Raw genomic sequence first — 24,823 nt, 5'->3', positions numbered from 1 at the left:
GATTTCGATAAAACAGAGGAAGATATTGTATTCGAATTTATTGTAAACCCTTTCATAATAAAGACATCGGTAAAGCCGAATGAACTTGGGGGAGGTCATTAGGATATGAAGAAAACGTGGATGACATTGTTGCTTACAGCGTGTATGGTTGCGGCGGCGGGGTGCAGCAGTGGCGGAGACAGCGCGGGCGGAAGTACAGGAACAGATACAGGAGGTCAGACGGCCGCAGGAACGGAAACGCCGAAGATTGGCGTGGCGATCTATAAGTTCGATGACACGTTCATGACGGGTGTACGGAATGCAATGACCGCAGCAGCTGAAGGTAAAGCCACACTTGATATCGTGGATAGCCAGAATGCACAGCCGACCCAGAATGAGAAAGTCGATCTGTTTGTATCCAAGAAATACAACGCAATGGCTGTGAATCCGGTTGACCGGACCGCAGCAGGTGTCATTATTGACAAAGCCAAAGCGGCCAGCATTCCAGTTGTCTTTCTGAACCGTGAGCCGGTTGCCGAAGATATGAACAAGTGGGATAAAGTGTATTACGTTGGAGCCAAGGCGGAAGAGTCCGGCACGATCTCCGGTCAGCTCATTGTGGACTACTGGAAGGCCCACCCGGAAGCAGATAAAAACGGAGACGGCAAACTGCAATACGTCATGCTGAAAGGCGAGCCTGGCCACCAGGATGCTGAGCTGCGGACTAAATACTCTGTACAGGCAATTCAGGATGCCGGTATTGAAGTGGAAGCATTGGCGGAAGACACGGCGATGTGGGATCGGGTCAAAGGCCAGGAGAAAATGCAGGCGTTCCTTGCCTCCCACGGAGACAAGATTGAAGCGGTACTGGCTAACAACGATGACATGGCACTTGGAGCCATTGAAGCGTTGAAAGCAGCCGGATACTTCAAAGACGGCAAAACGATGCCTGTTGTGGGCGTGGATGCAACTGCTCCGGCCATTCAGGCCCTACAGGACGGTACGATGCTGGGCACGGTGTTGAATGATGCCAAGAACCAAGGCGCAGCAACGGTTGCACTCGCTTCCGTACTCGCGAAAGGTGAGACACCAACGAAGGAAAATACGGGTTATGACATTACGGATGGCAAATATGTTTGGATTGCCTACAAAAAAATTACGAAAGACAACATTGCCGACGCCCAATAACAGCAGCAAACAGGGACGTCCGTCATGAGATGGCGTCCTTTTTTTGCCGGGTTTAAGGAAGGGGAGGATGAAAGATGGAATCACCTTACCTGCTGGAGATGGACGGAATATCCAAAGCATTTCCGGGTGTGCAGGCACTAAGTCAGGTCACATTGAAGGTAAAGCCGGGTACGGTTCATGCGCTGATGGGAGAGAACGGAGCGGGCAAATCCACGCTGATGAAATGCCTATTCGGTATGTATCGTCCGGATGAAGGGACGATTCGGATGGACGGCAATGAGGTGGACATTACGAGTTCGAAAGCGGCGCTTCAGCATGGCATATCGATGATTCATCAGGAGCTGAACCCGGTGCCACACCGTCCGGTGATGGAAAACATCTGGCTGGGACGGTTTCCGATGAGGGGGTTGTTGGTGGATGAGAAACGAATGTATGCCGATACACTGGCTCTGTTCAAGGACTTGAATCTGGACATTGATCCGAAGGCTCAGGCGGGGACTTTATCCGTTTCCAAAATACAGTCGATGGAAATCGCCAAAGCGGTCTCTTTTCAATCTAAAGTTATTGTGATGGATGAGCCAACATCCTCGCTCACGGGCAAGGAAGTGGACCAGCTCTTTGCCATTATTAATCAGCTGCGCAGTCGCGGGGTGTCTATTATCTACATTTCGCACAAGATGGAGGAAATTCTGACGATCTCGGATGAGGTCACGATTATGCGGGATGGTTTTGTGGTGGGTACCTGGGATGCTGCCGATTTAACGACTGATCTGATCATTACCCGCATGGTTGGACGTGATCTGGATGAACGGTTCCCGGAACGGACGAATGTACCTGGAGAAGTGATTTTGAAGGCAGAAGGCTTAACCTCGAGCCAGCCGAATTCGTTCCGTGATGTGACGTTTGAATTGAGGAAAGGCGAAGTGCTTGGCATCGGCGGCCTTGTTGGGGCACAGCGGACGGAATTGATCGAGTCATTGTTCGGCTTGCGCGGACTTGCTTTAGGGACGATCTCCATTCATGGGCGCAAGGTGAAGATTAAGTCACCTGCCGCAGCAAAGCGTCATAACATTGCCCTGCTTACCGAGGAGCGAAGAGTCACAGGAATTTTTCCAGTGTTATCTGTGTATGAAAATACGATTATTGCGAGTCTCGGACGTTACCGGAATCGGATTGGTCTGCTGGATGAGAAGAAAGGCCGAGATGAGGCACGCGAACAAACTCAAAAGTTTAGAACTAAAACGCCTTCAGTTAACACGCTGATTCGAAACCTTTCTGGTGGTAATCAACAGAAGGTACTTCTGGCCAGATGGTTGTTGACTGACCCTGAAATTCTACTGCTCGATGAACCGACACGTGGGATTGATGTGGGTGCCAAATTTGAAATCTACACCATTATTACGGAACTGGCCCGCCAGGGCAAAAGCATTATTATGATCAGCTCGGAGATGCCCGAACTGCTGGGCATGTCGGATCGAATTATGGTCATGAGCGAAGGGCGGCTCACCGGAATCGTGGACGGTGCCGAGGCAACAGAGCAGGATATCATGAGGCTGGCCGCACAGCAGCGGATGGCTTAGTCAGGAGGGAACATATGAATACACAGGTTATCAATCAGGTGAAGCAGTATGTGGCGCAGCGCGCGATCTTTATTGTGCTGATCCTGCTCGTCATTGGCATTGCCATTGCCGATCCGCACTTTCTTGCTTTCTCTACACTTCGGGATATATTACAACAGTCCTCCACACGGGCCATCATTGCGCTGGGGGCGGCGTTTATCCTGGTAACGGGCGGGGTCGATTTGTCGGCAGGACGGGTCGTTGGTCTAACGGCTGTTGTCTCCGCATCCATGCTGCAAATCGACGAATATGCCAATCGGTTCTTTCCCGATCTGCCACATTTATGGGTGTGGGCGCCCATGGTCTTCGGGATTATTGCCGGATTGGCAGTAGGACTGGTGAATGGTATCATTGTAGCCAAATTACATGTTCCACCCTTTATCGCGACACTGGGTACGATGGTTGCGGTATATGGTCTGAACTCGATTTATTTTGATACAGAGCCCAATCAGTCACAACCCATTGGTGGATTGAGGCCCGATTTTACCGTTATTGGTTCTGGTTACATTGATCTTGGCGGTGGTTATTCCATTCCGTATATCGTATTGATTGCTGTAGCGGTTGCGCTGATCTGCTGGGTGGTCTTCAACAAGACCCGTCTAGGGAAGAACATGTATGCCATCGGTGGCAACATTCAGGCTGCGCATGTGTCCGGCATTCATGTGGCACGCAACCTGATTGCGTTGTATGCCATTGCAGGTGCCCTGTATGGACTGGGCGGTGTGCTGGAAGCCGCACGTACGGGCGGAGCAACGAACAATTACGGTAACATGTATGAGTTGGATGCTATTGCGGCTTGTGTCGTGGGGGGCGTCTCCACAGCGGGTGGAATTGGTACGGTTCCCGGTGTTATGGCAGGGGTGTTGATCTTTGGAGTCATCAACTATGGTCTGACCTTTATCGGTGTAAGTCCTTACTGGCAGCTAATTATTAAAGGGTTGATTATTGTGGCTGCGGTGGCATTTGATATCCGCAAGTATATGGCGAAAAAATAGAAGTTTAGTAATGAAGCATAAAGCCAGCTTCCTGAAATGACAGGGGAGCTGGCTTTATGCTTGTTTGCTCTTTTAATGAAATATAACCCATATTATACCGTAAAGTGGAAAGATCATAACGCTAAAGATCAGCATGAAACCACCGACCTTGTAGGCTACTTTTGTACCAAAGTGAGAATGGTATTTGCGTGCGATCAAAACGGAAGATAACCAAAAGATTATAGCTACCATAAAGGGAATGTGAAATCCTTGATGACCATCGCTATAGATAGGCAAGTTCAGTAGATTAAACAAATAGTGGCTGATTTGCACCTTTGCTGTGCCCCAGGAAAAATTAAAGGCAAACCCTATAGCAAGCACAAGCAAAGAAAGTGTCCCGATGCCCAAAGGTTTTCTTTGTTGTATCATGTTTATCCCTCCATAACCAAGGTGATATTCTATATAAACCCATTAAATGTATTGTAACACAGTAATGACCATTGTAATTGGATCATTATTTCGTAATGTGCATTTCCTATAAACCGTTTGTCCTATTTTAATTATAAATTTATACATTCATGTGAATTTGACGAACCTCCAATAATCGACAACATCAGCTAATCATTATCGATATAATACATGTGAATAGGATCTTAGATGTGAGTATTGTCAAAGGGGGCGAGGCTGTTTGCTGAGTTACACGATGAAAATGGTTATTTTCCCGCTCGGATGTCTGCTTGTTATCCTGTCCTCTTATTTTCTAGGGCTTACTTCCCATCTCGCGTTAATGATATGTGCTGGTGTGTTATTTGTAGCAAGTATATACAAGGAAAAACAGTATCCGGTATTGCGTAACATCCATTGGATTTTTCTTGGCATATTCCATTATTTCAGTGAACTTAACTGGTGTAATATGTTGTATTACCTGTTCATCATGTCGATGATTCAGGATAAACAGCGTGTTACGCAGACGTTACCCATTTCAATGTTGATTGTGTTTGAATATACTGTGATTCGGCTTTCGTATGTGACGATAGATACATATAATTTGCTGGTGTCTATGTTTGACATGTTAACTGCAATTGTCATTATCTTTTTGTATCATACCTTGATTAACAGCGAAGCAGAGAAGCGCAAACTTCGGGAGAAAAATCATTTTCTAACCCTCCATGATCCGCTCACCGGATTGCTAAACTACGAGGGATATATGAACGTACTGAAGGAAACGGTGGACGAGCAACGATCATTTTTGCTGATTATCATGAACATTCAGAATTTCAACGGGTTTGATCAAGAGGTCGATGACAACTGGAGTCATGTAATCAAAGCGACAGGCGAGAGTGTTTCAAAACAGTTTGCAGATGCATATGGCGTTTCTCGGTATGCTGGGGATCGGTATGCTGTCGTTTTGCCTGAAATACAAAATATCGAAGAACGCATGGCGTTACTGCTGTCCGGGGAGTTAAGGGGCTTACAAGTAAACTACAGCATTTCCCTATATCCGGGAATGTCCGAGACGTTGCAGCACTTTATTACGGTAGCGGAGGATAGTTTTTTTCAGCAGCAGCGCAGCAAATGGTTGAAAAATGAAGAAGAGGTTTTCCGCTCGGAAAGACTACGGGCTGTAGGTGAGCTTGCGGCTGGCATGGCTCATGAAATCCGTAATCCTCTCACTGCCATTCGAGGATTCTTGCAGTTATCACGAGGACAGGCATTTAATATCGCACCGTGGTATGAGGTCATTATGGGAGAGGTAGCACGGGTAACGGATCTGACGGCCGAGTTTTTACAGTTTTCCAAACCACAGGCCAATCACATGAAGCCCGAACGAGTGGCCCATTGTCTTGAACGAGTCATGTCTTTAACCGAATCGGATGCAGCATCGCGAGGGCATCGGATTACACTTGAAATGACTGGTGAACCAGTTGTGGTCAACATGGATCGGGACAAGATCGTGCAGGTCCTGATTAATCTGATTCGTAATGCTTTTGAAGCAATGGAAGACCCGGGTGAAGTGCATATTGATCTGTTACATGATGGAGATAAAGCGATTATCTCGATTACCGATACGGGCAGCGGTATCCCGGAGAACTCACTGGCGACGATCTTTAATCCATTTTATACGACCAAGGAGGAAGGTACAGGACTTGGACTGGCACTCTGTCAGAAAATCGCTCAGGATCATCATGGGAGAATTACCGTTCGTAGTGAAATAGGGATTGGCTCAACATTCACCCTTCAGTTACCTATGGGGCCATAATTCCAACAAACAAAAACGCTGAACTTTTCCCCGTCAAATAGACAGTTGAAAAATATAAAATGGTTCGTTTAGAAACCTTAGCTCAGATAACGTGCTAAGGTTTCTTTTATGCTCCTCTGACGAGACTCCAAATATCGACAACATCAGCTAATCATAATCGATATAATACATGTGAATAGGATCCGAATGTGAGAATTATGTCAAAGGGGGCGATGCTATGTACCAAAAAACGATTCGTAATCGTTTTACATTAGACGGTATTGCTATACATAGTGGGAATTTGTCAGAGATTACTCTGCATTCTGCACAACCAAACACGGGAATTATTTTTAGAAGAGTGGATGTAGATCCATATGAAATTATTGAAGCTAAAATCGGTAATGTATCCAATACGGAACGTTGCACACAGCTTAAAAACAACCATGGATACTCTGTATCTATGGTTGAACATACGCTGTCTGCTGTTCGGGGCATGGGTATCGATAACGTGATTATTGATGTTAATGGTGAAGAATTACCCATTTTTGATGGCAGCTCTACAGGTATTGCAGCAAAGATTTTAGAAGTTGGCCATCTGCAGCAAGAAATTAAAAAAACATATCTCCATTTAAAACAAAAAATTAGAGTTGAGCACGGTAATTCTTTTCTTGAAGCTCATCCCTCTTCAATGATCTCCTATTGCGTGTGTTTTAAAAATGAACATAAAATTGCCTACCTCTCAGATCAAACATCCAATTTTAATTTTATAGAAAACAATTACTTAACGGATATTGCACCAGCTAGAACATTTTGTTTTGAAGAAGAAATAATGTACTTAAAAAGCAAAGGTTTAATTCAAGGTGCTTCTTTAGAGCATGGAATAGTTATTGGTGAAAAGAAAATTTATCCCAATTCACGTTTTCATGATGAATTGTCTCGTCACAAGCTACTGGATCTTATTGGCGATCTAGCTTTGAATCCTCCTTTTCATGCCAGAATCATAGGATCGGGAACGTCTCATTATTTGAACACTCTTTTTGCTCAAGAATTATTAAATAATCTTATCTAAATACAAAAGGAGACCATATTATGTCATGTAATTTGAATGAAATCTCTGAACAGTTAAATGGGGTTTTAATAGGTGATGGCAATGTCGTTATAACAGGCGTAGGTTCAATTAATGCTGCTAAAGAGGGAGAAATTGCTTTTGTTACGGATAAAAATCTAAATAAATTAGATCAATGTAAGGCTTCAGCTTTCATTGTGCCAGAAACGACAATAATAGAATTTAAAGTACCTGTTATTAAGGTGAAGAATCCCAGGCTCGATTTTATTCGCTTAATTGAAATGTTCAGTGAGAAAACCAATAGTAGTGGTGTAGTATCATCAGAAGCAATTGAGCCTTCGGTAACGTTAGGCTACAATGTGCAGATCGACGAATTCGCGGTAATCAAAGAAGATGTTTCGATTGGGGATCATACTATTATTTCCGCGCATTCATTTATTGGTAGAAATGTGACCATTGGAACGAATTGCTTGATCCACCCTAATGTCACTGTTCTACATGATACTATCATCGGAGATAATGTCATCATTCACTCTGGCGCAGTGATTGGCGCTGACGGCTTTGGTTTTGAATGGGATGGTCAGAGACATGTTAAAATCCCGCATATTGGAAATGTCATTGTTTTTGATGATGTTGAGATTGGTGCAAACACCACTATTGATCGCGGAACGATTGATTCAACAACCATTGGTACAGGAACCAAAATGGACAACCTCATTCAGATTGGTCATAATGTGCAAATTGGTGAGCACTGCATTATCGCAGGTACAAGTGCAATTGGGGGCTCATCAAAAATTGGTAATCGCGTCATATTGGCTGGTGGAAGTGCGGTAATTAATAATATCACCATTGGAGACGGCTGCGTTGTTTTAGCTAAAACTATGGTTACTAAAAACATGCCCGAGAACTCAATGGTTTCGGGATATACAGCTCGTTCACATAAGAGACAACTACGAGAATCCGCTGCACTTTCCAGACTCCCCCAAACGATAAAAAAACTAAATAAAAAAATTAATGAACTTTCCAAAACAAAGGAAGGTGCTAAATGATACATCAGTCAGCCATTATTCATCCTACAGCAGTAATTGGGGACAATGTCGAAGTCGGACCTTTCAGTATCATTGAAGAAAATTCAAAAATAGGTAGCGGGTGTAGGATTGGAAGTCACGTTATCATAGGGGCTAACACGATATTGGGGGGGAATAACCATATTTCACATGGTGCCATTATCGGTTCAGATCCACAAGATAAAAGTTACCAAGGCGAAGAATCGTATCTCATTATTGGAGATAATAATATCGTGAGAGAGTATGCCACCATATGTAAAGGCACATCAAAAGGAGATTGTTTCACGAGAGTAGGAAGTAATAACTTTATTATGAATTATGCTCATATCGCACATGATGTATTGATGGGAGATCATAACGTCATCGTCAATAATGTGCAAATTGGTGGACATGTTAATATTGAAGACCATATCACTTTTGGTTGTGGTTCTGGTGTACACCAATCATGTAACATCGGAAGGTTTGCAATGATTGGAGCGGGAAGTAAAGTTTCACAAGATATCGTTCCATATTCTTTAGCGGATGGTCCACGTTCGTACATACATGGTGTTAATATCGTTGGTTTAAGAAGAAATGGATTTTCCAATGAAGAAATAAGCACAATAAAAAAGATTAATACCATTTTATTTCGCCAAAAGTTAACTCTCGATCAATCTATTGAAGAAATAAACAACTTACCTCCTTCTGAATTTAAAGAACACTCATTGAATTTTCTATATAAATCTACACGCGGAATTGTACGAATGAAGCGATAAAATGGAAACGCCGCAAAGGTTCGGAATAAAACGGAACCTAATGCGGCGTTTTTGTTTGTGTTTCTGTGTTTTAATCATCAATGAACACGAACCCAATCAGGTAAGCTGACCCTGATGCAACTGATAATAGAAACCTTGCTGTTGCATCAACTCATCATGGCTGCCTCGTTCGGCGATCTTGCCGTCATCAATAACCAGAATCTGATCGGCCTCACGAATCGTGCTTAATCTATGGGCAATGACAAAGCTGGTGCGATCCTTCATCAAGGTGCGCATCGCTTCCTGAATTTGCATTTCGGTGCGTGTGTCGATGCTGCTGGTCGCTTCATCCAGAATTAGAATTGCAGGATCCGCAAGAATGGCACGAGCAATGGTTAACAGTTGTCGCTGTCCCTGACTCAGATTGCTGCCACCGGAAATGATCGGGGTATCATAACCCTGCGATAATTTGCGGATGAAGGAGTGGGCATTTGCCAACTTCGCTGCTTGCTGGATCTGTTCGTCCGTTGCATCGGGTTTGCCGTAGGCAATATTGTCACGAATGGTGCCGGAGAACAGATAGGCATCCTGTAACACAATGCCAAGTTCGCGCCTTAGCTGGTCTTTCTCCAGTTCGGAGATGTCACAGCCATCAATCGTAATCCGTCCGCCCGTAATCTCGTAAAAACGGGGCAGCAGGTTGATGATCGTTGTTTTACCCGCCCCAGTCGGGCCGACAAGTGCAATCATCTCGCCTGGCTTGGCGGTGAAGCTGACCTTTTTCAAGATCTCCCTCTCGGAGTTATACCCAAAGGATACATCTTCAAATACAACTTTACCCTGAATCTGCTGCAGTTGTTTCTTCTGTTCTTCCACGTATTCACTTGGTGTATCAATAATGTGGAATACACGTTCAGCACCTGCAATAGCTGCCTGAATCAGGTTGTACTGGTTCGCCAAATCATTGATGGGCCGCTCAATTTGGCGGGAGTAAGCAAGGAAACTTACAATCAGCCCGATGGACGTCAGATCATGATAAGCCATCCATCCACCTACGGCTGCCAGTATGGCAAAGCCGATATTGTTCATAACGTTCATCGTTGGCCCGACCAGACCTGATACGCTTTGAGCTTGGGTACTGGAAGTGCGAAGCTTTTCGTTCAAATTTTGAAAATGTTTTTGTGCCTGCTCCTGACGATTATAGGCTGCAACCACCTTTTGTCCGGCAATGGTTTCCTGAGCGTAGCCATTAAGCTCACCAAGCAACTTTTGCTGGGCGGTAAAATGTTTGCGTGTTCTTGAAGCGATCAGCCGAGTGGCGATCGTAATCAGGGGAACCGTGACCAGACTGAGCAGTGTCAGACGGACATCCAGGGCTAACATAATCGACAGGGAGCCAACCAGCAAGATGGCGCTGGACATCAATTGAGTTACACTTTGATTCAGCGTCGTGGACACGTTATCGATATCATTGGTAGCCCGGCTCATCAGATCACCGCTCTGATTTTTGTCAAAAAAGCTGATCGGCAGCTGCTGCAGCCGTGAAAACAGAGCATGACGCAAATCCTTCACAGTCAGTTGAGAGACACCGATCATGACATAGGATTGAGCCCACATCATAAACGAGCCGAGAACGTATACGGTCAGTAATAACATGCAGTCTTTCAGCAGACCGTCCGTAATTTTGGGAACGATATGTTCATTGACCGCACGGCCAAGCAGATAAGGTCCTGCCAGATTAAGTAACGTTCCAAGAGCCGTCAGTATCAGAGCGGTGATAACCCCTTTGCGATGACGTCCCATGTATGACCACACTCGAATGATGGCGTGTCGGGCGTTCTTGGCTCTTACTTTGGGAACCGGACCTCGGCCGGGTGGCCCAGGTCTTCCGATCATCGGTGGGACAACGGTCTGATGGTTGGAGGAAGAAGCGTTTTTAGCCAAATTGAACATCCTCCTTCCGTTGCTGCGAATAATAGATGGATTGGTAATGTGGCGAATGGGCCATGAGATGTTCATGTGTACCACTTGCCACGATCTCTCCTTCATCAAGCACGTAAATACAGTCTGCATCTTTTACAGAAGAGATCCGTTGTGCAATCAAGAAGGTCGTACTATTTTTCATTAGTGAATGCAGCGCCTTCTGAATGCTTGCTTCGGTACGCAGATCGACGGCACTGGTGCTGTCGTCCAGAATCAGAACCTCCGGTTGCATGAGCAGGGCACGGGCAATAGAAATCCGTTGTTTCTGCCCACCTGAGAGATTGACCCCGCGCTGGCCCAACTCCGTGTTATATCCATCTTTCAGATTCATAATAAAATCATCGGCCGCTGCCGCTTGAGCTGCGGCACGTAGTTCAGCTTCCGTTGCATCAGGTCTGCCGAAGCAGATATTATCCCGAATGCTGCCACTAAACAGGATGGATTCCTGTAATACGATGGACACACGGCTGCGAAGATCCTGGAGATCCCAGTTACGCACGTTCACTCCATTCACGAGCACTTCACCCTGTGAGGCATCATACAAGCGGGGGATCAGCTGTACAAGCGAGGTTTTGCCTGATCCTGTAGATCCGAGCAGGGCCACTTTTTCTCCCGGCCGAGCCGTCAGTGTAATTCCAGAGAGCGTATGTTCTCCATCATAGCGGAAATAGACATCCCTGAATTCCACCTGACCTGCTCCTTTACGAGACATATCATCTCCCGATTGAATATCAGGCTGGGTGTGAAGCACCTCGTTGATTCGTGTTGCAGATACTTTGGCGCGGGAGAAGCTCATCATCATCATGCCGATTGAAGTGAGCGACGAGAGTACAACCGTTACGTAGTTGATAAAAGCAATCAAATCTCCGGCGGCAATATCGCCTCCTACTACCTGAAAGCCCCCAAACCACAGTACCGCTACAATGGTTGCATTCAGCATCAGGCTTAATACCGGTGCATTCAGCGATACGATGCGCCAGGCTTTCACTGCCGTATGGGTATAATCTTCATTGGCTTGTTGGAAACGCTTCTTCTCCTGACGCGCACGTGCAAAAGCTTTGACGACACGAATGCCGGCCAGATTCTCTTGAAGAACCGCGTTCACCTTGTCGAGTTTGTTCTGAACGCTGGCGAACAGCGGATAGGAAGCGGATATCAGGATGTATAAGATGATAAAAAGAATCGGCACGGACAAAATGAGAATGAGCGCCAGTTTGACACTGATTGTAAACGCCATAATAATACTGCCGATAATCAGCATCGGCGAACGGATAAACATACGCAGAAGCATCTGTACAAAGGTCTGCATCTGGGTGATATCACTCGTCAGGCGAGTGATAAGCGAGCCCTCCTGGAAGGTATCCAGATTACGGAACGAAAACTTCTGGATATGATCAAACAATTCCTGGCGCAGATCAGTGCCATATCCAACGGCAGCTTTGCTTGAAAACAGCGTACAGCCTGCACCGCCAACCCATCCGATTAACGCAAAAAGAAGCATAAATAAACCTGTAGTCACGATGTGGGACAGGTTCCCTGCAAGAACACCATCATCCACAATGCTGGACATCAGCTTGGGTTGAAGCAGGTCCATGGCAACCTCAAGGACCATGAGCAGCGGAGCAAGAATAGCTGCTGACTTATACGGGGTAAGAAATCGTTTTAACGTCCACAATGGGAAAAATCACCTCATTCGTTATGAAATAATCATGTTGCAAATATTGATGAAGATAGATGAATCTCAATTAATATTCTCGCAGATTCTGAACCATGCGCTGGGCGAGCGCTGCCATGAGTTGCGATTCTTCAGGTGTAAAATCTTTCTGGGCTTGGCGATCAAGCTCCTGGAATACTTCTCTCAGTTCCTTAAGCGCAGCACGGCCCTGATCGGTCAGATAGACACGTAGACTGCGAAGATCCTTCGGGTCAGCTTCACGCCGTATAAACCCCGAGCTTTCCATACGTTTCAGCATTACCGTTACCGTTGCAGGGGCGCGGCGAAGCTGTTCGGCCAGATGTTTCTGGGTCTGACCATCTTCCCGTTCAAGCTGGAACAGCAGCGGCGGTTGTCCAGGATATAACTCAGGGTGGTTGACAAGCTTCTCATGAGCCTTGTAACGCTGTAGCTTGACGAGTTCTGATAACTGTCCCATTAACCGTTCATTTCGATCTGATTTCATAAGCGCTTCCATCCTTTTAATTAGTCGACTAACTAAATGATAAGTTTCATTTGACATATCGTCAAGCGATTTTTGACATCCCGAGGAAGCATATCTGAGAGTGCTCTAATGAATTTTTCAAGGAGATGGGAAATATTGACCTAGGGCAAAAAGATATGTTAGATTGTTATTATCTTATTGTTAATAACAAAATGTTAATAACAGAATGGGGTCTTTCGAAATGACACATGCAGGTAATTCTGATCAAAATCCATTAGATCATCAGAATCACGTGAATATAAGTGAACAACAGTTTCTTGAAACCTATGACGCGGGCGATTACGAACGTCCCTCCGTTACGGTGGATATGTTGGTATTTACAATACGAAGTGAAACGCAGGAGAACTATCGCAAGCTTGTGGAACCTGAGCTCCAGTTGCTGCTGATCCGTCGTGGCGGTCATCCCTATATGGGGCAGTGGGCTCTTCCGGGTGGGTTCGTTTCCATACAGGAATCGCTGGAGGATGCGGCTAGGCGGGAACTATTTACGGAAACCGGACTGGATGATATTTATCTGGAGCAGCTGTATACCTGGGGAGATGTGCATCGCGATCCGCGTACGCGTGTTATCAGCTGTTCTTACATGGCGCTGGTTGACAGCAGCGAACTGCAGCTTCAGGCTGGCGACGATGCCAGCGAAGCAGACTGGTTCAGAATGGAGCAGCGGCTTCTGGAGGAGAAACGCCATATCCATGAGCGTGGACGTGTGACGGAGTGCAGGGTGCAGTTGATTTTGACCAATGGAACAGAGGAATTGTCGGCGGTCATTGAGACAAAGGAAACGTTGGAAGGTAGAGTGCGCAGCAGCCATATTACCGTGAACGAAGTTCAAGGAATTGCTTTTGATCATGCGAAGATCATTTACTACGCGCTGGAACGTCTGCGGGCGAAGGTGGAGTATACGGATATTGCTTTCAATTTGATGCCGGAGACATTCACGCTAACTGCTCTTCAGAAAGTATACGAGACCATCAGTGGCAAAAAACTGCTGGCTGCCGCCTTCCGGCGCAAAATCGCCGATTGGGTCATCGAAACGGGGGAGTATACAGGGAATGCTGGACATCGCCCATCCCGTTTATACAGACTGAACCCGGAAAGATTGGCCCCATAAAGTTAGGAGGAAATATCGATGGAGAAGTTTACATTTTTCTGGCGTACAGCATCTCCGTTCTCACAGTGGCACCCGGCGGATTTTACCGTGAGTGGCGTTCACTACACGAGTGCAGAGCAATACATGATGCATCAGAAAGCACTGCTGTTCGGCGATCAGATTATTGCAGATAAGATCCTGAAAGCAAGCTCCGCATCTGTCCAAAAAAAGCTGGGCAGACAGGTCGCAGGATTCAACCAGACTGTATGGGAAGCGGAGTGCAAACGTATTGTCTATGAGGGCAACGAAGCCAAATTCACCCAAAACGAACAACTGCTGACCATGCTGCTCGCCACCCGCGGCACGACCCTTGTGGAAGCAAGCCCGGATGACCGCATTTGGGGTGTTGGACTGGCGGAAGAAGACTCGCGTATTCGTAATAGAAGGACGTGGCGGGGAACCAACTGGCTGGGTGAGATCCTCACCCGTCTTAGAGAAAATATAGGAAGTGATGAAGATGAACGATCAACAACATAAGAACAATATTCAGAACAACAATCGCAGTAAAACAACTGGCTTCAATAGTACGAATCAACGTTCTAGACGATCCCAAATCGCCCATCAGACTCTGGCTATTCTGGAAGAAGGAGAATACGTAAACGGATATGATCGCAGAATTCAGATCGGTACAGATTTACAGCGAGCGATCCGAGATTCGGTATTATATCGTCCGACGGAACTTATCGCTCTTCGAGAAAAACGAAGTAAAGAAATGGTTCAGCTGCAACCTCGCGCCGAAGCTTCAGTCGTTCGCATCGAGGTTACGGGTGAGACCACACTCGCAGCCGCTTCACGTCTTTCTGTGGATGAAGGAGGGAAAGATGTCGTTTGCCTGAACTTTGCATCGGCGAAAAACCCCGGTGGTGGCTTCCTGGGAGGCAGTCAGGCACAGGAGGAAAGCTTGGCTCGGGCTACGGGGCTGTACCCATGTATCGCCCAAATGAACGAAATGTATGATTATAATCGTAAGCAGCGATCTTGTCTGTACTCGGATTATATGATCTATTCGCCTGCTGTTCCGGTGATCCGTGATGACGAGGATCGGTTGCTCGACAAATGCTATCTGACGTCATTCGTTACAGCGCCTGCTGTAAATGCGGGAGTGGTGAGAGAGCGGGAAGATGCCGATAATCGGCAGATTGAGTCCGTCATGAAAGGGCGCATTCGCTATATTCTGGACGTGGCCGCGTTGCATGGACATCAAACCATCGTACTAGGTGCATATGGCTGCGGAGTATTCAGGAATGATCCGGTGGACGTAGCGAAGTATTTCCATGAAGTATTGGTGGAAGAGAACTTCAGGCATTCCTTTGAACGAATCGTATTTGCCGTATTGGACCGGTCATCAGGACAGAAAACAATCAAGGCGTTTGAGGATCGTTTGGCGGGAAAGTGAACTGGAAAAAGGTGAAAAGTAAAATTTGTAAGGGAGAAGAAGACAATATGGATTTTCGCGAAATACAGCAGGATTTGTTTGCCATGGATGATCACTACACGCTTGCACACTGTATTTCTGCGGATGCCCGCATGGGTGCAGGGATTGCTGTGCAGTTTCGGCAGCGATTTGGATTGGAGGTTCTCCAGGAGCAGGCGCAGCAGGAGCCGCTTGAGATCGGACAATGTTATTCGGTGGGGCGGACACTGAATCTGGTCACCAAGGCCAAGTTCTCTTACAAACCAACCTATCAGTCGTTTACCCGAGCCGTTGAATCCATGCGTGACATATGCGTTAGAGATGGGCTCAACAAACTGGCGATGCCACAAATCGGCTGCGGGCTGGACAGGTTGAAGTGGGATAAGGTGAGGGGCATTATTCAAGATGCTTTTGCCGAAACGGATGTTGAGATCGTCGTTTGTACCTTGTGATTAGGCCATGCCGACGGACTTTTACCTACAGGAATACCAATTTGGATTCAAAAAAACCTCTGCTTTGAGCGGATGGAGAGAGCATGTTAGCTTACTCTGTTCCGATCTGCAAAGAGAGGTTTTTTGGTGTTTTTTAAATGTTGTGCGTAAGGATCATTTTATTTCTTAGAAAACATTTCTTTGGCTTCATCCATGGCCATTTTATTGCCGATTGAAGAATAGTCCAGCCAAGGTTGAGCACCGATCGGGTAGACATGACCTGCTTTGACAGCCTTCAGTCCTTGCCAGATCGGATTGTTTTGCAGTTCTTTGAACATGTTCTGAGCTTCATCATCCGAGTTCACAACAACGAAGATCGCATCTGCGTCAAAGTCGGGCAGTATTTCACGTGAAACAACTTGATACGGTTTGGACGAATCGAATTCCTCAATGCCTTTAGCTGGAGTTAACCCCAGATCTTCATACAAAATCGGGCCCATTGGGCGGCGTGTACTGAATACACGCAGTTCTTTGGCGGTAACACGGATAGCCATTACGGTGCCGTCACCGATTGTATCGTGGATCAGGGATTTCACCTCTTCCGTTTCAGTTGCATAATCCTGAATGTATTGCTCTGCTTCTTTCTCGCGGTTGACCAGTTTACCAATGTCTTTCAGGTGGTCGCGCCAAGTGCCATCATCCAGATTGAAGACGTGTACAGGAGCAATTTTCTCGAATTTGGCAATATCATCACCGGAGAATTCTTCGTCCAGGTAGATGACATCTGGTTTCAGGGCAAGTAAGGCTTCCATGTCCGGGTCCTTAACGGGACCGAGCGGCGTTGTATTTTGAAGACGGTCAGCCACATGGGACAGGAAGGCTTTGGCTTCCCCGCCGATCACCGAACCAACCGGTGTAATGCCAAGAGACAGCAGGTCATTGGTCAGATGGATCGACATGGATGCAATGCGTTGATCCCCGGAAGCGGAATTGCTATCCTGTGTAGCGTTCGAAGTGTCCGTAGTAGAACCTTCCGACGCAGAAGATGAATTATTGGCGTTCCCGCAGGCTGCGAGTACAAGCACAAGACAGATGCTCATGAAGAGCATAAGGTTTTTCTTTAACATGGGTAATCTCAATCTCCTTGAACATCTCATGGATGTCGTTTTTATGTTGGGTGTACCGGTGAAATTTTTCGGATTGTTCCGATAAAGCCATTACTTGGTTCGTACCAGCAGGTATAAAAAGTAAGGTGCGCCTATCGCCGCGACCACAACACCTGCCGGAATAGAATTGGGCTGAAAGATCGTTCGCCCAACCGTATCGGCGGCAACCAGGATCAACATGCCGATGAGTCCTGCGGCTGGGATCAGATGGCGATGCATCGGGCCAACCAGTCTGCGGGCCAGATGCGGCGCCGCCAGACCAATGAATCCGATCCCGCCAGCCATGGACACACTGACGGCAGACAATGCTACCGTGCACAATAGTAAAATAACGCGTTGGGATCTGACGGGTGTACCAATACTGGTCGCGGCAGCATCTCCCAGATTGAAGGCATCCAGCGTTTTGGAGCGGCTCCATATGTACGAGATGCACAGCACAACCCATGGAAGCAGCGCCTGAACATGTACCCAATCTCTGCCCCAGACGCTACCTGCCAGCCAGCGGGCGGCGAAGGAATAGGTGTCTTCATCCAAACGCAGGGACAGATAGAGCGTCAGGGCATGGAAACCGGCTGCTACGGCAATACCCACCAGAATAAGCTTAATGGGGGATACTCCGTTATGTTGGTCATAGGATAGCAGCATGATAATTAATGCCGCGGCGACACTGCCTGCAAAAGCAAACAACGGAATCAGCAAGGCAACCGAACCATTCATGGAATGGGAGAAGCTTACGAATACCATCAATCCAAAAGCCGCTCCTGCATGCAAGCCGAGGATGCCCGGATCGGCCAATGGATTGCGTGTAATGCCTTGCAACGCTGCACCAGCCACACCGAGTCCCGCTCCGGCGAGCACAGTAACCAGAATGCGTGGCAGTCGATAGTCGAACAATACAATCTGATCATCCGGCGTTCCATAGCCAAGCAGGGTGTGAAGCACGGCTATTGGTGACAGGCGAATTGTTCCCGAGTTGAGGCTGATAACGATAACGGCACAGGCGATACAGAGCAGCGCAACGCTGACCGCTATGGAACGTTTACCTCGTGAAGGTGCATTGGTGTTCATCGCTATAGGGCCCTCCTTTCTTTACGGGCCAGATAGAGGAAGAAGGGTACACCGACAAAGGCGACCATAATGCCTACTGCCAGTTCCTGAGGCGGGTTCACAATGCGTGATCCCAGATCGGCGAGCACCAGCAAGACGGCTCCGAGCAGGGAGGACATCGGAATGATGAGTCGATAATCCACGCCAACCAATTTGCGAGAAATATGTGGAATGACCAGTCCAACAAAGCCGATCGAGCCTACAGCAGAAACGGATACGCCAGCCAGCACAACAACCGCCGTCAAGGCAAACAGCCTGGTCCAGCGGAGATTGATTCCGAGATTAATCGCAACTTCTTCTCCTAGCGACATGAGAGATATCCGACGGGCCATAGGTAAAGTGAGCACGAGAGTAACCAGTAGAACAGGCAGAATCAACTTCAGATGCCGCCATTCAATCCCCCCGAAACCACCCGCATACCAGAAGGCCAAATCCTGGCTCAAGTCAAAATATATGGCGACACCAGTGCTGAGCGAACTCAGCATGGCTGCAATAACGGCACCCGCAACGGTAAGCCTGATGGATGTCAGCCCTCCAGGGGCCGCCATTCCCAGCAGGAAAATGAGCAGCGTGCCAAGCACAGCCCCTGCAAATGACAGGAACATAATCCAGCCGTAAGGCAATCCCGGCCAGAAGGCGAAGCTGAGCGCCACGACAAAGGTAGCGCCTGCATTGATCCCCAGAATGCCGGTATCTGCCAGCGGATTACGTGTGATTCCCTGCATGAGCGCTCCCGCCACAGCATAGGCTGCGCCAATGACAGCAGCAGCAATGACACGTGGCAGCCGTAGTTCGTGAATAATCTGATGCGGCGTCAAAGCCGGGTTGTACTGAAATATAGCAGTCCATACGGTTTCCAGTGTCAGTCCCTTGGCACCAAGAGAAATGGCGACAAACATACTAAGCAGCAGTGCGGCAATGGCCGCCAAAAACATCAGGCCAACCGTCACTGCGGATTTTCGTGATTTGGATGGACGTTGTGACAATCCCGGATGTTGAATGCGGGTCACTCCTTTGGTACCAACAACGCATTGCTGTTGTTATTGATTATCATTATCAATTAGTGAACATTATAAAATCTTAATTCAGGCCCGTACATGGCATAAATTAAGATTATAGAGATGGACATTTTTTAGATTACAGAAATGCTGGTTTGTTCGTCAACATAGAGAGCGCTTCATCGAGCTGGATGTTGATGGAATACGGAGCGTATACCACCCATGAATTCCAGTCTATGACATGCACACGCCCAGCTTTTACCGCAGGATAGTTTTCCCACAACGGATCAACAGTAATCTGCTGTAACAGAGTAGTACGTTCGTGCATAGACGTAACCGCAATCAGCAGCACATCCGCTTCGAGGCCATCCCATTCTCCAGGCGTGAAGGACATCCAGTTGAATCCCACACCTTCAGGTTTGCCTGTCAGTTCTTTCTGAATTCGATCTGGAGGTGACAGCTGCAGGCTGCGGTAAAATACATGACCGAAGTTGCGATTGCTGTACATGCGCGGTCCTTTTGCAGTTAAGGTACAGATCGCCACGGTGACCTGACCTGCTGTATCTCTAATCTTTTTGCGAGCCCGCTCCGCCTTACGCTCATGCCGATCCAGCCACTCCTTAGCCGCTTGAGTACGATCCACGATAGAGGCTATTTTCTGCAAATGACCAAACATGTCTGTCTGATTCCAAGGGACGGTAATGATTGGAGCGACATCTCCGATATGTTCCATCGCCTTAGCGGCGGCGTTGTCCTTAGTCAGAATCAGGTCGGGATTCACATCAAGAAATGCCTGACGTCCCTGTTCCCATGGTTCATAGGCATGGAATGGCAATGTCAACGATTTGGGAACATGGGGCAGATGGCCCTGGATCTGCGCTGCACATGGTGTGATGCCAAGAGTCATCAGGTGATCGGTGTAAGGATAGGAGAGTGAGACGATATTTCGATGTACCTGCTTGGCATAGGAAGTTGGTGCATAACCGGCGTGATTTCTGAACCGGCGGCTGAAATAGAATTCGTCCCGATAGCCTACTTGGCGAGCTACGTCACGAATTCGCAGTTCTGAAGTCATAAGCAATTCCTTGGCCCGATTCATTCGTAAATGAGTGATATATTCGATTGGATTTTTCTGCATCCGGCCCTTGAATAGCTGTGAATAATACGACGGATGCATACCTGCCAGTTCGGCCAGCTTTTCCAGCTTGATTTCGTTCATATAGTTTTCCCGCATGTACTGCAAGGTGGATCTGAGCCATTGTTCAGGCTCGTCCTGTGCTTCCGCATGCACCGGACCTTCTTGTGGCCAGAGGGTATGAAGAAGATCGGTCAGAAGCAGCTGCACTTTCAGGCTGGTCTGTGAAGCTTCGGTTGTTAATTGTGCGGCTATTCGCTGTATCCCATAGTAAGGGCCCTGAATCCACCCTGTTACAGGTGAACCAAGCTCTCGCTCATATATTCGTCGTTCTTCCGTTTTCTCAGCAACCCGAAACAGATCGAAATGAATGATATACAATTCAATCTCATGGTCCGCATCAGAGAAAAGCTCCAGAGAAGTTCCTGGTGTAGACAAGAAGGCGGATTTACGAGTGACAAGGGATTCGATACCGTTCGCTACCAGCTTGCCCGTGAATTTATGCATGTAGACAAAGGTATGGTGAGGGAGCTCAGTCTGACTCCATTGCCAATGCGTATTCATGGTAACCAGCTCTGCCTGACGCAGTTCAAGCAGCGCATCGTTCAGAAAAGCATCCATTTCCGTTCGTGTCATGGATTCATCAGTGCGTTTCGGGTGATCCGGTTGGGTCAACGTGTTGGAGGTATTGCGGTTATTATTGGTGCTTGGATGGGTTAACATGGTGTGACCTCCTTTCCTCGCGAGGTTGATATATCATAGCGAGCGCAGCCGCATATCCGATGTAAACCACTGTCGGTACGTCATCATGCTGAGCAGAATGCTGGTAATGGCGGCTGAGCTTGTAAAAGCAAACACGATCAGAATCTGGTAACGCACGGCCTCAACCGGATCAGCACCCGCAATAATCATGCCTGTCATCATGCCAGGAAGCTGTACAAGTCCTACCGTTTTCATGCCATCGATCGTGGGAATCATGCTGGATTTTACAGAACGTTTCAATACGTCCTGAAAAGCACGTCTTGGCGTTGCGCCCAGTGCAAGCAGGGATTCAATCTCTCCTTTGGAGGACTCGACCTCGCGTTTCATCTGATTCAGGAACAGCCCGGACACTACCATGGCATTACCGATGGTCATCCCACTCAATGGAATAATGTATTGGGGAGTAGGCTCTACAATCCCAAGTCCCAACAACAGTCCCATCATGAGCAGCTCCGTAACCGTAATTGCAGCCGCAATATACAAGGAAATCCAGCGAAGTCCTTTGCCGCGTTTGCCAGCATTAATGGAGGCTACTATTATCATGAATCCGACAATGGCAATGATAAGAACGGGGTGGTCTGAGTTAAATATAAATTGAAGTACATATCCGACAAGCAACAGCTGTACAGCGGAACGAACGGTGCCTATAGCAATATCCTTTTCCAGATCAAGCTTCTGCCAGACAGAGATGAGCATGGTGACCATCACAAATATAATGGTAAAACTCAAAGCGATGAGTGACATGATTTCTCCTTATTCTGCCGCAGGGGCAGGGTGCATAATGAATTGTCTGGCCAAGTCAGTGGCCGGATTGTCAAAAAAATGAGCTGTCGGCTGGCGTTCCAGCAGTGTCTGATTGCCCATAAACCAGGTGGTTGTACTGAATGATTGTGCCTGTTCCTGATCATGGGTAACCCAGACGAGCGAAGTACCTTCCTGCTGGCTCCAGCGGGTCAATTGCTCTTCCACCAGGCGTGCGTTGGTCCGATCCAGGGAAGCAGTCACTTCATCCAGCAGTAGGACCTCAGGACGCAGCATCATGGAACGAATAAGAGCTATGCGCTGTTTCTCCCCACCGGAGAGGTCGATGGCCCGCTTATGAATATCAAGATTCTCCAATCCCATACCTGTAAGCAGGCGTCGGGCGAGATCCTGATCGTATGGCTGCCTGTGAAGCAGATGCACTGTTTTCAGGTTATCTTCCACACTGCCTGCCAGCATGACAGCTTGCTGTGCGACATAAGTCATGCGTGTGCGCCAGATACGAGGGTCCGAATCCCGATAAGAAATTCCTTTCCAGATCAGGTCTCCTTCATCAGGAATATCCAGCAGGGCGAGAATGCGGAGCAATGTGCTCTTCCCTTGGCCGGATGCACCGAGTATGGCAATACGTTCTCCCTGATCCACTTCTGCGTTCACATGTTCAAATAAAATACGCTGCTCGGTTAAACCGATACGTTTTACTAGTTTATCAATGGTTAAAAGTGTGGACAAAGTCGGGTCGTCCTTTCATCCGTGATCTGCAATCATCTTAGCAAAAATACGAAAAAATTGAAATGAGAGTGAATCTCAATTAGATCATTGAACTTAGAGCATGGAATGTAAGAGATGAAACGGGTCTGACGCAAGCGGTTCTTTTTGGTAAAATAAAGAAGACTCCGTGTTGGCCTAATCGAGATCGTGATCTTTTTAAAATATGTTGATATCAGGGGAGGCTTTATGATGACGAAAGTTGTTGGACGGGACAAAGTGAATTGGGGCATTATGGGTACAGGATGGATTGCATCCCAGTTCGCACGAGATCTGGAGCATGCCGGAAACGCCGTAAAAGCGGCGGTGGGTTCACGAACATCCGGAAGCGCAGAGAAGTTTGCAGCTGAATATGGTTTTGCACGCGCTTACGGTTCATATGAAGAGATGCTTCAGGACCCTGAAGTGGATATTATTTATGTGGCAACACCGCATCCGCTACATAAGGAAAATGTACTTGCTTGTCTGGAAGCGGGCAAAGCAGTACTCTGCGAGAAACCGTTTACGATGAATGCCCGTCAGCTGGAGCAACTGGTGGAGAAGGCGCGTGAGCGCAATCTTTTTCTTATGGAAGGTATGTGGACACGCTTTCTGCCACCAATCACCCAAGCGAGAGCATGGATTGCGGAAGGCAGAATCGGCGAGGTACGTTTGGTCAAAGCAGACTTTGGTTTCCGCGTAGGCTGGGAGCCGGAAGGCAGGTTGCTTAACCCGGATCTGGGTGGAGGTGCTCTGCTTGATGCAGGGGTATATCCGATCTCCTTCGCGTCCATGATTTTTGGCGAGCAGCCTCAGCATGTGTGGAGTACGGCGAACATTGGACAGACGGGTGTGGACGAACAGTTCTCCGTACTATTGTCTTATTCCGAAGGTCGTTCTGCATCGCTGAATGGGGCCATTCGTCTTAACTTGAGTAACGAAGCTATCATATATGGCACGGAAGGGTACATTCGTTTACCACTTTTCCTGGCAGGCAAAGAAGCTTATCTGCATGTGAACGGTCAGGACGAACCGGAGACATTTATCGATGACCGGACGTGTATTGGATATGCGTTTGAAGCGGAGGAAGCAGGTCGCTGCATCCTGGAAGGACGTACGGAGAGCAGAACGATCCAACTGGACGAATCCCTGGAAATCATGAAGCTGATGGACACGATTCGTGGGCAGTGGGGTCTGCGGTACAAATCCGAGTAAATAGACAGGAGTGGAAAAGCGATGGTGAAAATTCTGATCTCCGGATTTGAACCTTTTGGCGGGGATGCTGTGAATCCGACGGGAGAACTGATGGAGGCACTTGCGCATGAAGTGATAGAGGGAGCGGATCTGAAAACAGTGCTGCTGCCTGTACACTTCGATGAATGTGCGGATCTGCTAATCGCAGAGATGGAATCCTATCAACCGGATGTCGTCATCGCCTGTGGTTTGGCCAAAGGCAGGACAGCTATTACACCTGAACGGATTGCTGTTAATGTCAAAGATATTCCTCCTGGCTCCTATGCGGACAACCAAGGGCAGAATCCCGTGGACGAGCTCATAGTGGAAGGCAGCCCGGATGGCCTGTTCTCCACATTGCCGATTCGTGCAATGGTGAATAACATGGGGGCAGCAGGCATCCCGGCTGCGGTGTCCAATACGGCAGGCACGTATATTTGCAACAATACGATGTACCGGGTGCTGGATCATATTCGGTTGAAGCAGCTTCCGATTCGTGCCGGATTTGTACATTTTCCAGCTTCAACGGAGATGGCTGTGCTTCAGCCTTCGGTGCCGTCACTGCCCATCCCCATGATGCTGGATGCTCTGCGGGTTATGATTCGCACGGTAGTGGCGGAGTAATTGAGTTTGGATCAACATTTTGTATAGGTTTGGTTTGTCGTTGAATAAATTAATAAGGGCTGTCCTATTGTCATGAATATGACGTTATAGGACAGCCCTTTGTATTATCTAACGAAATAGAGTCACGCTAATGGGCGGGTTTCCGCAGATAATGGAACCTAACGAACTCCAGAATCGTTATTTTGCCGTTCATTTGTTTTTTCTGTCTTTTCACTGAGATTTATCC

The 24,823-nt window shown here is 47.4% G+C and carries 23 protein-coding genes; 13 read left to right on the top strand and 10 right to left on the bottom strand.

What is annotated here, in order from left to right; genetic code table 11:
• Positions 1-105 precede the first annotated feature (105 nt).
• The 3 genes from MHB84_RS07690 to mglC all read left to right on the top strand — a co-directional run bounded on the left by MHB84_RS07690 (position 106) and on the right by mglC (position 3,781).
• Positions 106-1,167: a galactose ABC transporter substrate-binding protein gene (locus tag MHB84_RS07690; protein ID WP_076290272.1), complete on the top strand. Its 1,062-nt coding sequence runs from the start codon at positions 106-108 to the stop codon at positions 1,165-1,167.
• A 74-nt stretch (positions 1,168-1,241) separates the two neighbouring features.
• Positions 1,242-2,747 (top strand): sugar ABC transporter ATP-binding protein, encoded by a 1,506-nt coding sequence (locus MHB84_RS07685; RefSeq protein WP_076290271.1) that lies wholly within the window; start codon positions 1,242-1,244, stop codon positions 2,745-2,747.
• Positions 2,748-2,761: 14 nt separating this feature from the next.
• On the top strand, positions 2,762-3,781 hold the full coding sequence (mglC, locus tag MHB84_RS07680) for a galactose/methyl galactoside ABC transporter permease MglC (RefSeq protein WP_076290270.1): 1,020 nt from the start codon (positions 2,762-2,764) through the stop codon (positions 3,779-3,781).
• 72 nt (positions 3,782-3,853) lie between these two features.
• Here the strand turns inward: mglC and MHB84_RS07675 are convergent, their stop codons facing one another.
• Complete coding sequence (locus tag MHB84_RS07675; protein WP_076290269.1) at positions 3,854-4,189, bottom strand: hypothetical protein; 336 nt, start codon at positions 4,187-4,189, stop codon at positions 3,854-3,856.
• Positions 4,190-4,448: 259 nt separating this feature from the next.
• Here MHB84_RS07675 and MHB84_RS07670 point away from each other — a divergent pair, with 259 nt between their 5' ends.
• The 4 genes from MHB84_RS07670 (at position 4,449) to lpxA (ending at position 8,887) form a co-directional block, all read left to right on the top strand.
• A complete protein-coding gene (locus tag MHB84_RS07670) occupies positions 4,449-6,020 on the top strand; it encodes an ATP-binding protein (protein ID WP_256716859.1) in 1,572 nt (523 codons plus the stop codon).
• A 217-nt stretch (positions 6,021-6,237) separates the two neighbouring features.
• The gene (gene lpxC, locus MHB84_RS07665) at positions 6,238-7,068 is read left to right on the top strand and encodes a UDP-3-O-acyl-N-acetylglucosamine deacetylase (RefSeq protein WP_076290268.1); all 831 of its coding nucleotides are present in this window, start codon (positions 6,238-6,240) and stop codon (positions 7,066-7,068) included.
• Positions 7,069-7,088: 20 nt separating this feature from the next.
• The gene (gene lpxD, locus MHB84_RS07660) at positions 7,089-8,114 is read left to right on the top strand and encodes a UDP-3-O-(3-hydroxymyristoyl)glucosamine N-acyltransferase (protein ID WP_076290267.1); all 1,026 of its coding nucleotides are present in this window, start codon (positions 7,089-7,091) and stop codon (positions 8,112-8,114) included.
• Positions 8,111-8,887 (top strand): acyl-ACP--UDP-N-acetylglucosamine O-acyltransferase, encoded by a 777-nt coding sequence (gene lpxA / locus MHB84_RS07655; RefSeq protein ID WP_076290266.1) that lies wholly within the window; start codon positions 8,111-8,113, stop codon positions 8,885-8,887. Before lpxD ends, lpxA begins: the two co-directional genes overlap by 4 nt.
• A 96-nt stretch (positions 8,888-8,983) precedes the next feature.
• Here the strand turns inward: lpxA and MHB84_RS07650 are convergent, their stop codons facing one another.
• From MHB84_RS07650 to MHB84_RS07640, 3 genes are all read right to left on the bottom strand, one after another.
• Entirely contained in the window at positions 8,984-10,810 is a 1,827-nt protein-coding gene (locus MHB84_RS07650) for an ABC transporter ATP-binding protein (RefSeq protein WP_076290265.1), read from the bottom strand.
• Complete coding sequence (locus MHB84_RS07645; protein WP_076290264.1) at positions 10,803-12,524, bottom strand: ABC transporter ATP-binding protein; 1,722 nt, start codon at positions 12,522-12,524, stop codon at positions 10,803-10,805. The genes MHB84_RS07650 and MHB84_RS07645 overlap by 8 nt, the downstream gene beginning before the upstream one ends.
• Positions 12,525-12,594: 70 nt before the next feature.
• Entirely contained in the window at positions 12,595-13,029 is a 435-nt protein-coding gene (locus MHB84_RS07640; protein ID WP_076290263.1) for a MarR family winged helix-turn-helix transcriptional regulator, read from the bottom strand.
• Positions 13,030-13,249: 220 nt separating this feature from the next.
• Between MHB84_RS07640 and MHB84_RS07635 the strand changes: the two genes are divergently transcribed.
• From MHB84_RS07635 to MHB84_RS07620, 4 genes are read left to right on the top strand one after another with little or no spacing between them, the layout of a single operon-like run.
• Positions 13,250-14,179 (top strand): NUDIX hydrolase, encoded by a 930-nt coding sequence (locus MHB84_RS07635; protein WP_076290262.1) that lies wholly within the window; start codon positions 13,250-13,252, stop codon positions 14,177-14,179.
• 18 nt (positions 14,180-14,197) lie between these two features.
• Complete coding sequence (locus tag MHB84_RS07630; protein WP_076290261.1) at positions 14,198-14,695, top strand: NADAR family protein; 498 nt, start codon at positions 14,198-14,200, stop codon at positions 14,693-14,695.
• Positions 14,676-15,614 carry a TIGR02452 family protein gene (locus tag MHB84_RS07625; protein ID WP_083678980.1) on the top strand — a complete coding sequence of 313 codons (939 nt, stop codon included), beginning with the start codon at positions 14,676-14,678 and terminating at the stop codon, positions 15,612-15,614. Before MHB84_RS07630 ends, MHB84_RS07625 begins: the two co-directional genes overlap by 20 nt.
• A 47-nt stretch (positions 15,615-15,661) precedes the next feature.
• Positions 15,662-16,084 (top strand): macro domain-containing protein, encoded by a 423-nt coding sequence (locus tag MHB84_RS07620; protein WP_076290260.1) that lies wholly within the window; start codon positions 15,662-15,664, stop codon positions 16,082-16,084.
• A 158-nt stretch (positions 16,085-16,242) separates the two neighbouring features.
• On the opposite strand, the gene MHB84_RS07615 is transcribed toward MHB84_RS07620, so the two are convergent.
• The 6 genes from MHB84_RS07615 to MHB84_RS07590 all read right to left on the bottom strand — a co-directional run bounded on the left by MHB84_RS07615 (position 16,243) and on the right by MHB84_RS07590 (position 22,725).
• Positions 16,243-17,190 carry an iron-hydroxamate ABC transporter substrate-binding protein gene (locus MHB84_RS07615; RefSeq protein WP_076290259.1) on the bottom strand — a complete coding sequence of 316 codons (948 nt, stop codon included), beginning with the start codon at positions 17,188-17,190 and terminating at the stop codon, positions 16,243-16,245.
• Positions 17,191-17,280: 90 nt separating this feature from the next.
• Positions 17,281-18,297: a FecCD family ABC transporter permease gene (locus MHB84_RS07610; RefSeq protein WP_076290258.1), complete on the bottom strand. Its 1,017-nt coding sequence runs from the start codon at positions 18,295-18,297 to the stop codon at positions 17,281-17,283.
• A 2-nt stretch (positions 18,298-18,299) separates the two neighbouring features.
• Entirely contained in the window at positions 18,300-19,271 is a 972-nt protein-coding gene (locus MHB84_RS07605; protein ID WP_076290449.1) for a FecCD family ABC transporter permease, read from the bottom strand.
• A 202-nt stretch (positions 19,272-19,473) separates the two neighbouring features.
• On the bottom strand, positions 19,474-21,192 hold the full coding sequence (locus MHB84_RS07600) for a helix-turn-helix domain-containing protein (RefSeq protein ID WP_076290257.1): 1,719 nt from the start codon (positions 21,190-21,192) through the stop codon (positions 19,474-19,476).
• A gap of 33 nt (positions 21,193-21,225) precedes the next feature.
• Positions 21,226-21,975, bottom strand: coding sequence for an ABC transporter permease (locus tag MHB84_RS07595; protein WP_064640349.1), 750 nt, complete (start codon positions 21,973-21,975; stop codon positions 21,226-21,228).
• Between the two features lie 9 nt (positions 21,976-21,984).
• The gene (locus MHB84_RS07590; protein ID WP_076290256.1) at positions 21,985-22,725 is read right to left on the bottom strand and encodes an ABC transporter ATP-binding protein; all 741 of its coding nucleotides are present in this window, start codon (positions 22,723-22,725) and stop codon (positions 21,985-21,987) included.
• 228 nt (positions 22,726-22,953) lie between these two features.
• Between MHB84_RS07590 and MHB84_RS07585 the strand changes: the two genes are divergently transcribed.
• Positions 22,954-23,955: a Gfo/Idh/MocA family protein gene (locus MHB84_RS07585; protein WP_076290255.1), complete on the top strand. Its 1,002-nt coding sequence runs from the start codon at positions 22,954-22,956 to the stop codon at positions 23,953-23,955.
• Positions 23,956-23,976: 21 nt separating this feature from the next.
• On the top strand, positions 23,977-24,597 hold the full coding sequence (locus MHB84_RS07580; protein WP_076290254.1) for a pyroglutamyl-peptidase I: 621 nt from the start codon (positions 23,977-23,979) through the stop codon (positions 24,595-24,597).
• Positions 24,598-24,823: the final 226 nt, after the last annotated feature.

The sequence above is a fragment of the Paenibacillus sp. FSL F4-0087 genome (genome assembly GCF_038020215.1).
Taxonomy (GTDB): Bacteria; Bacillota; Bacilli; order Paenibacillales; family Paenibacillaceae; genus Paenibacillus; species Paenibacillus taichungensis.
This window is presented reverse-complemented; position numbering and strand designations above follow the sequence as displayed.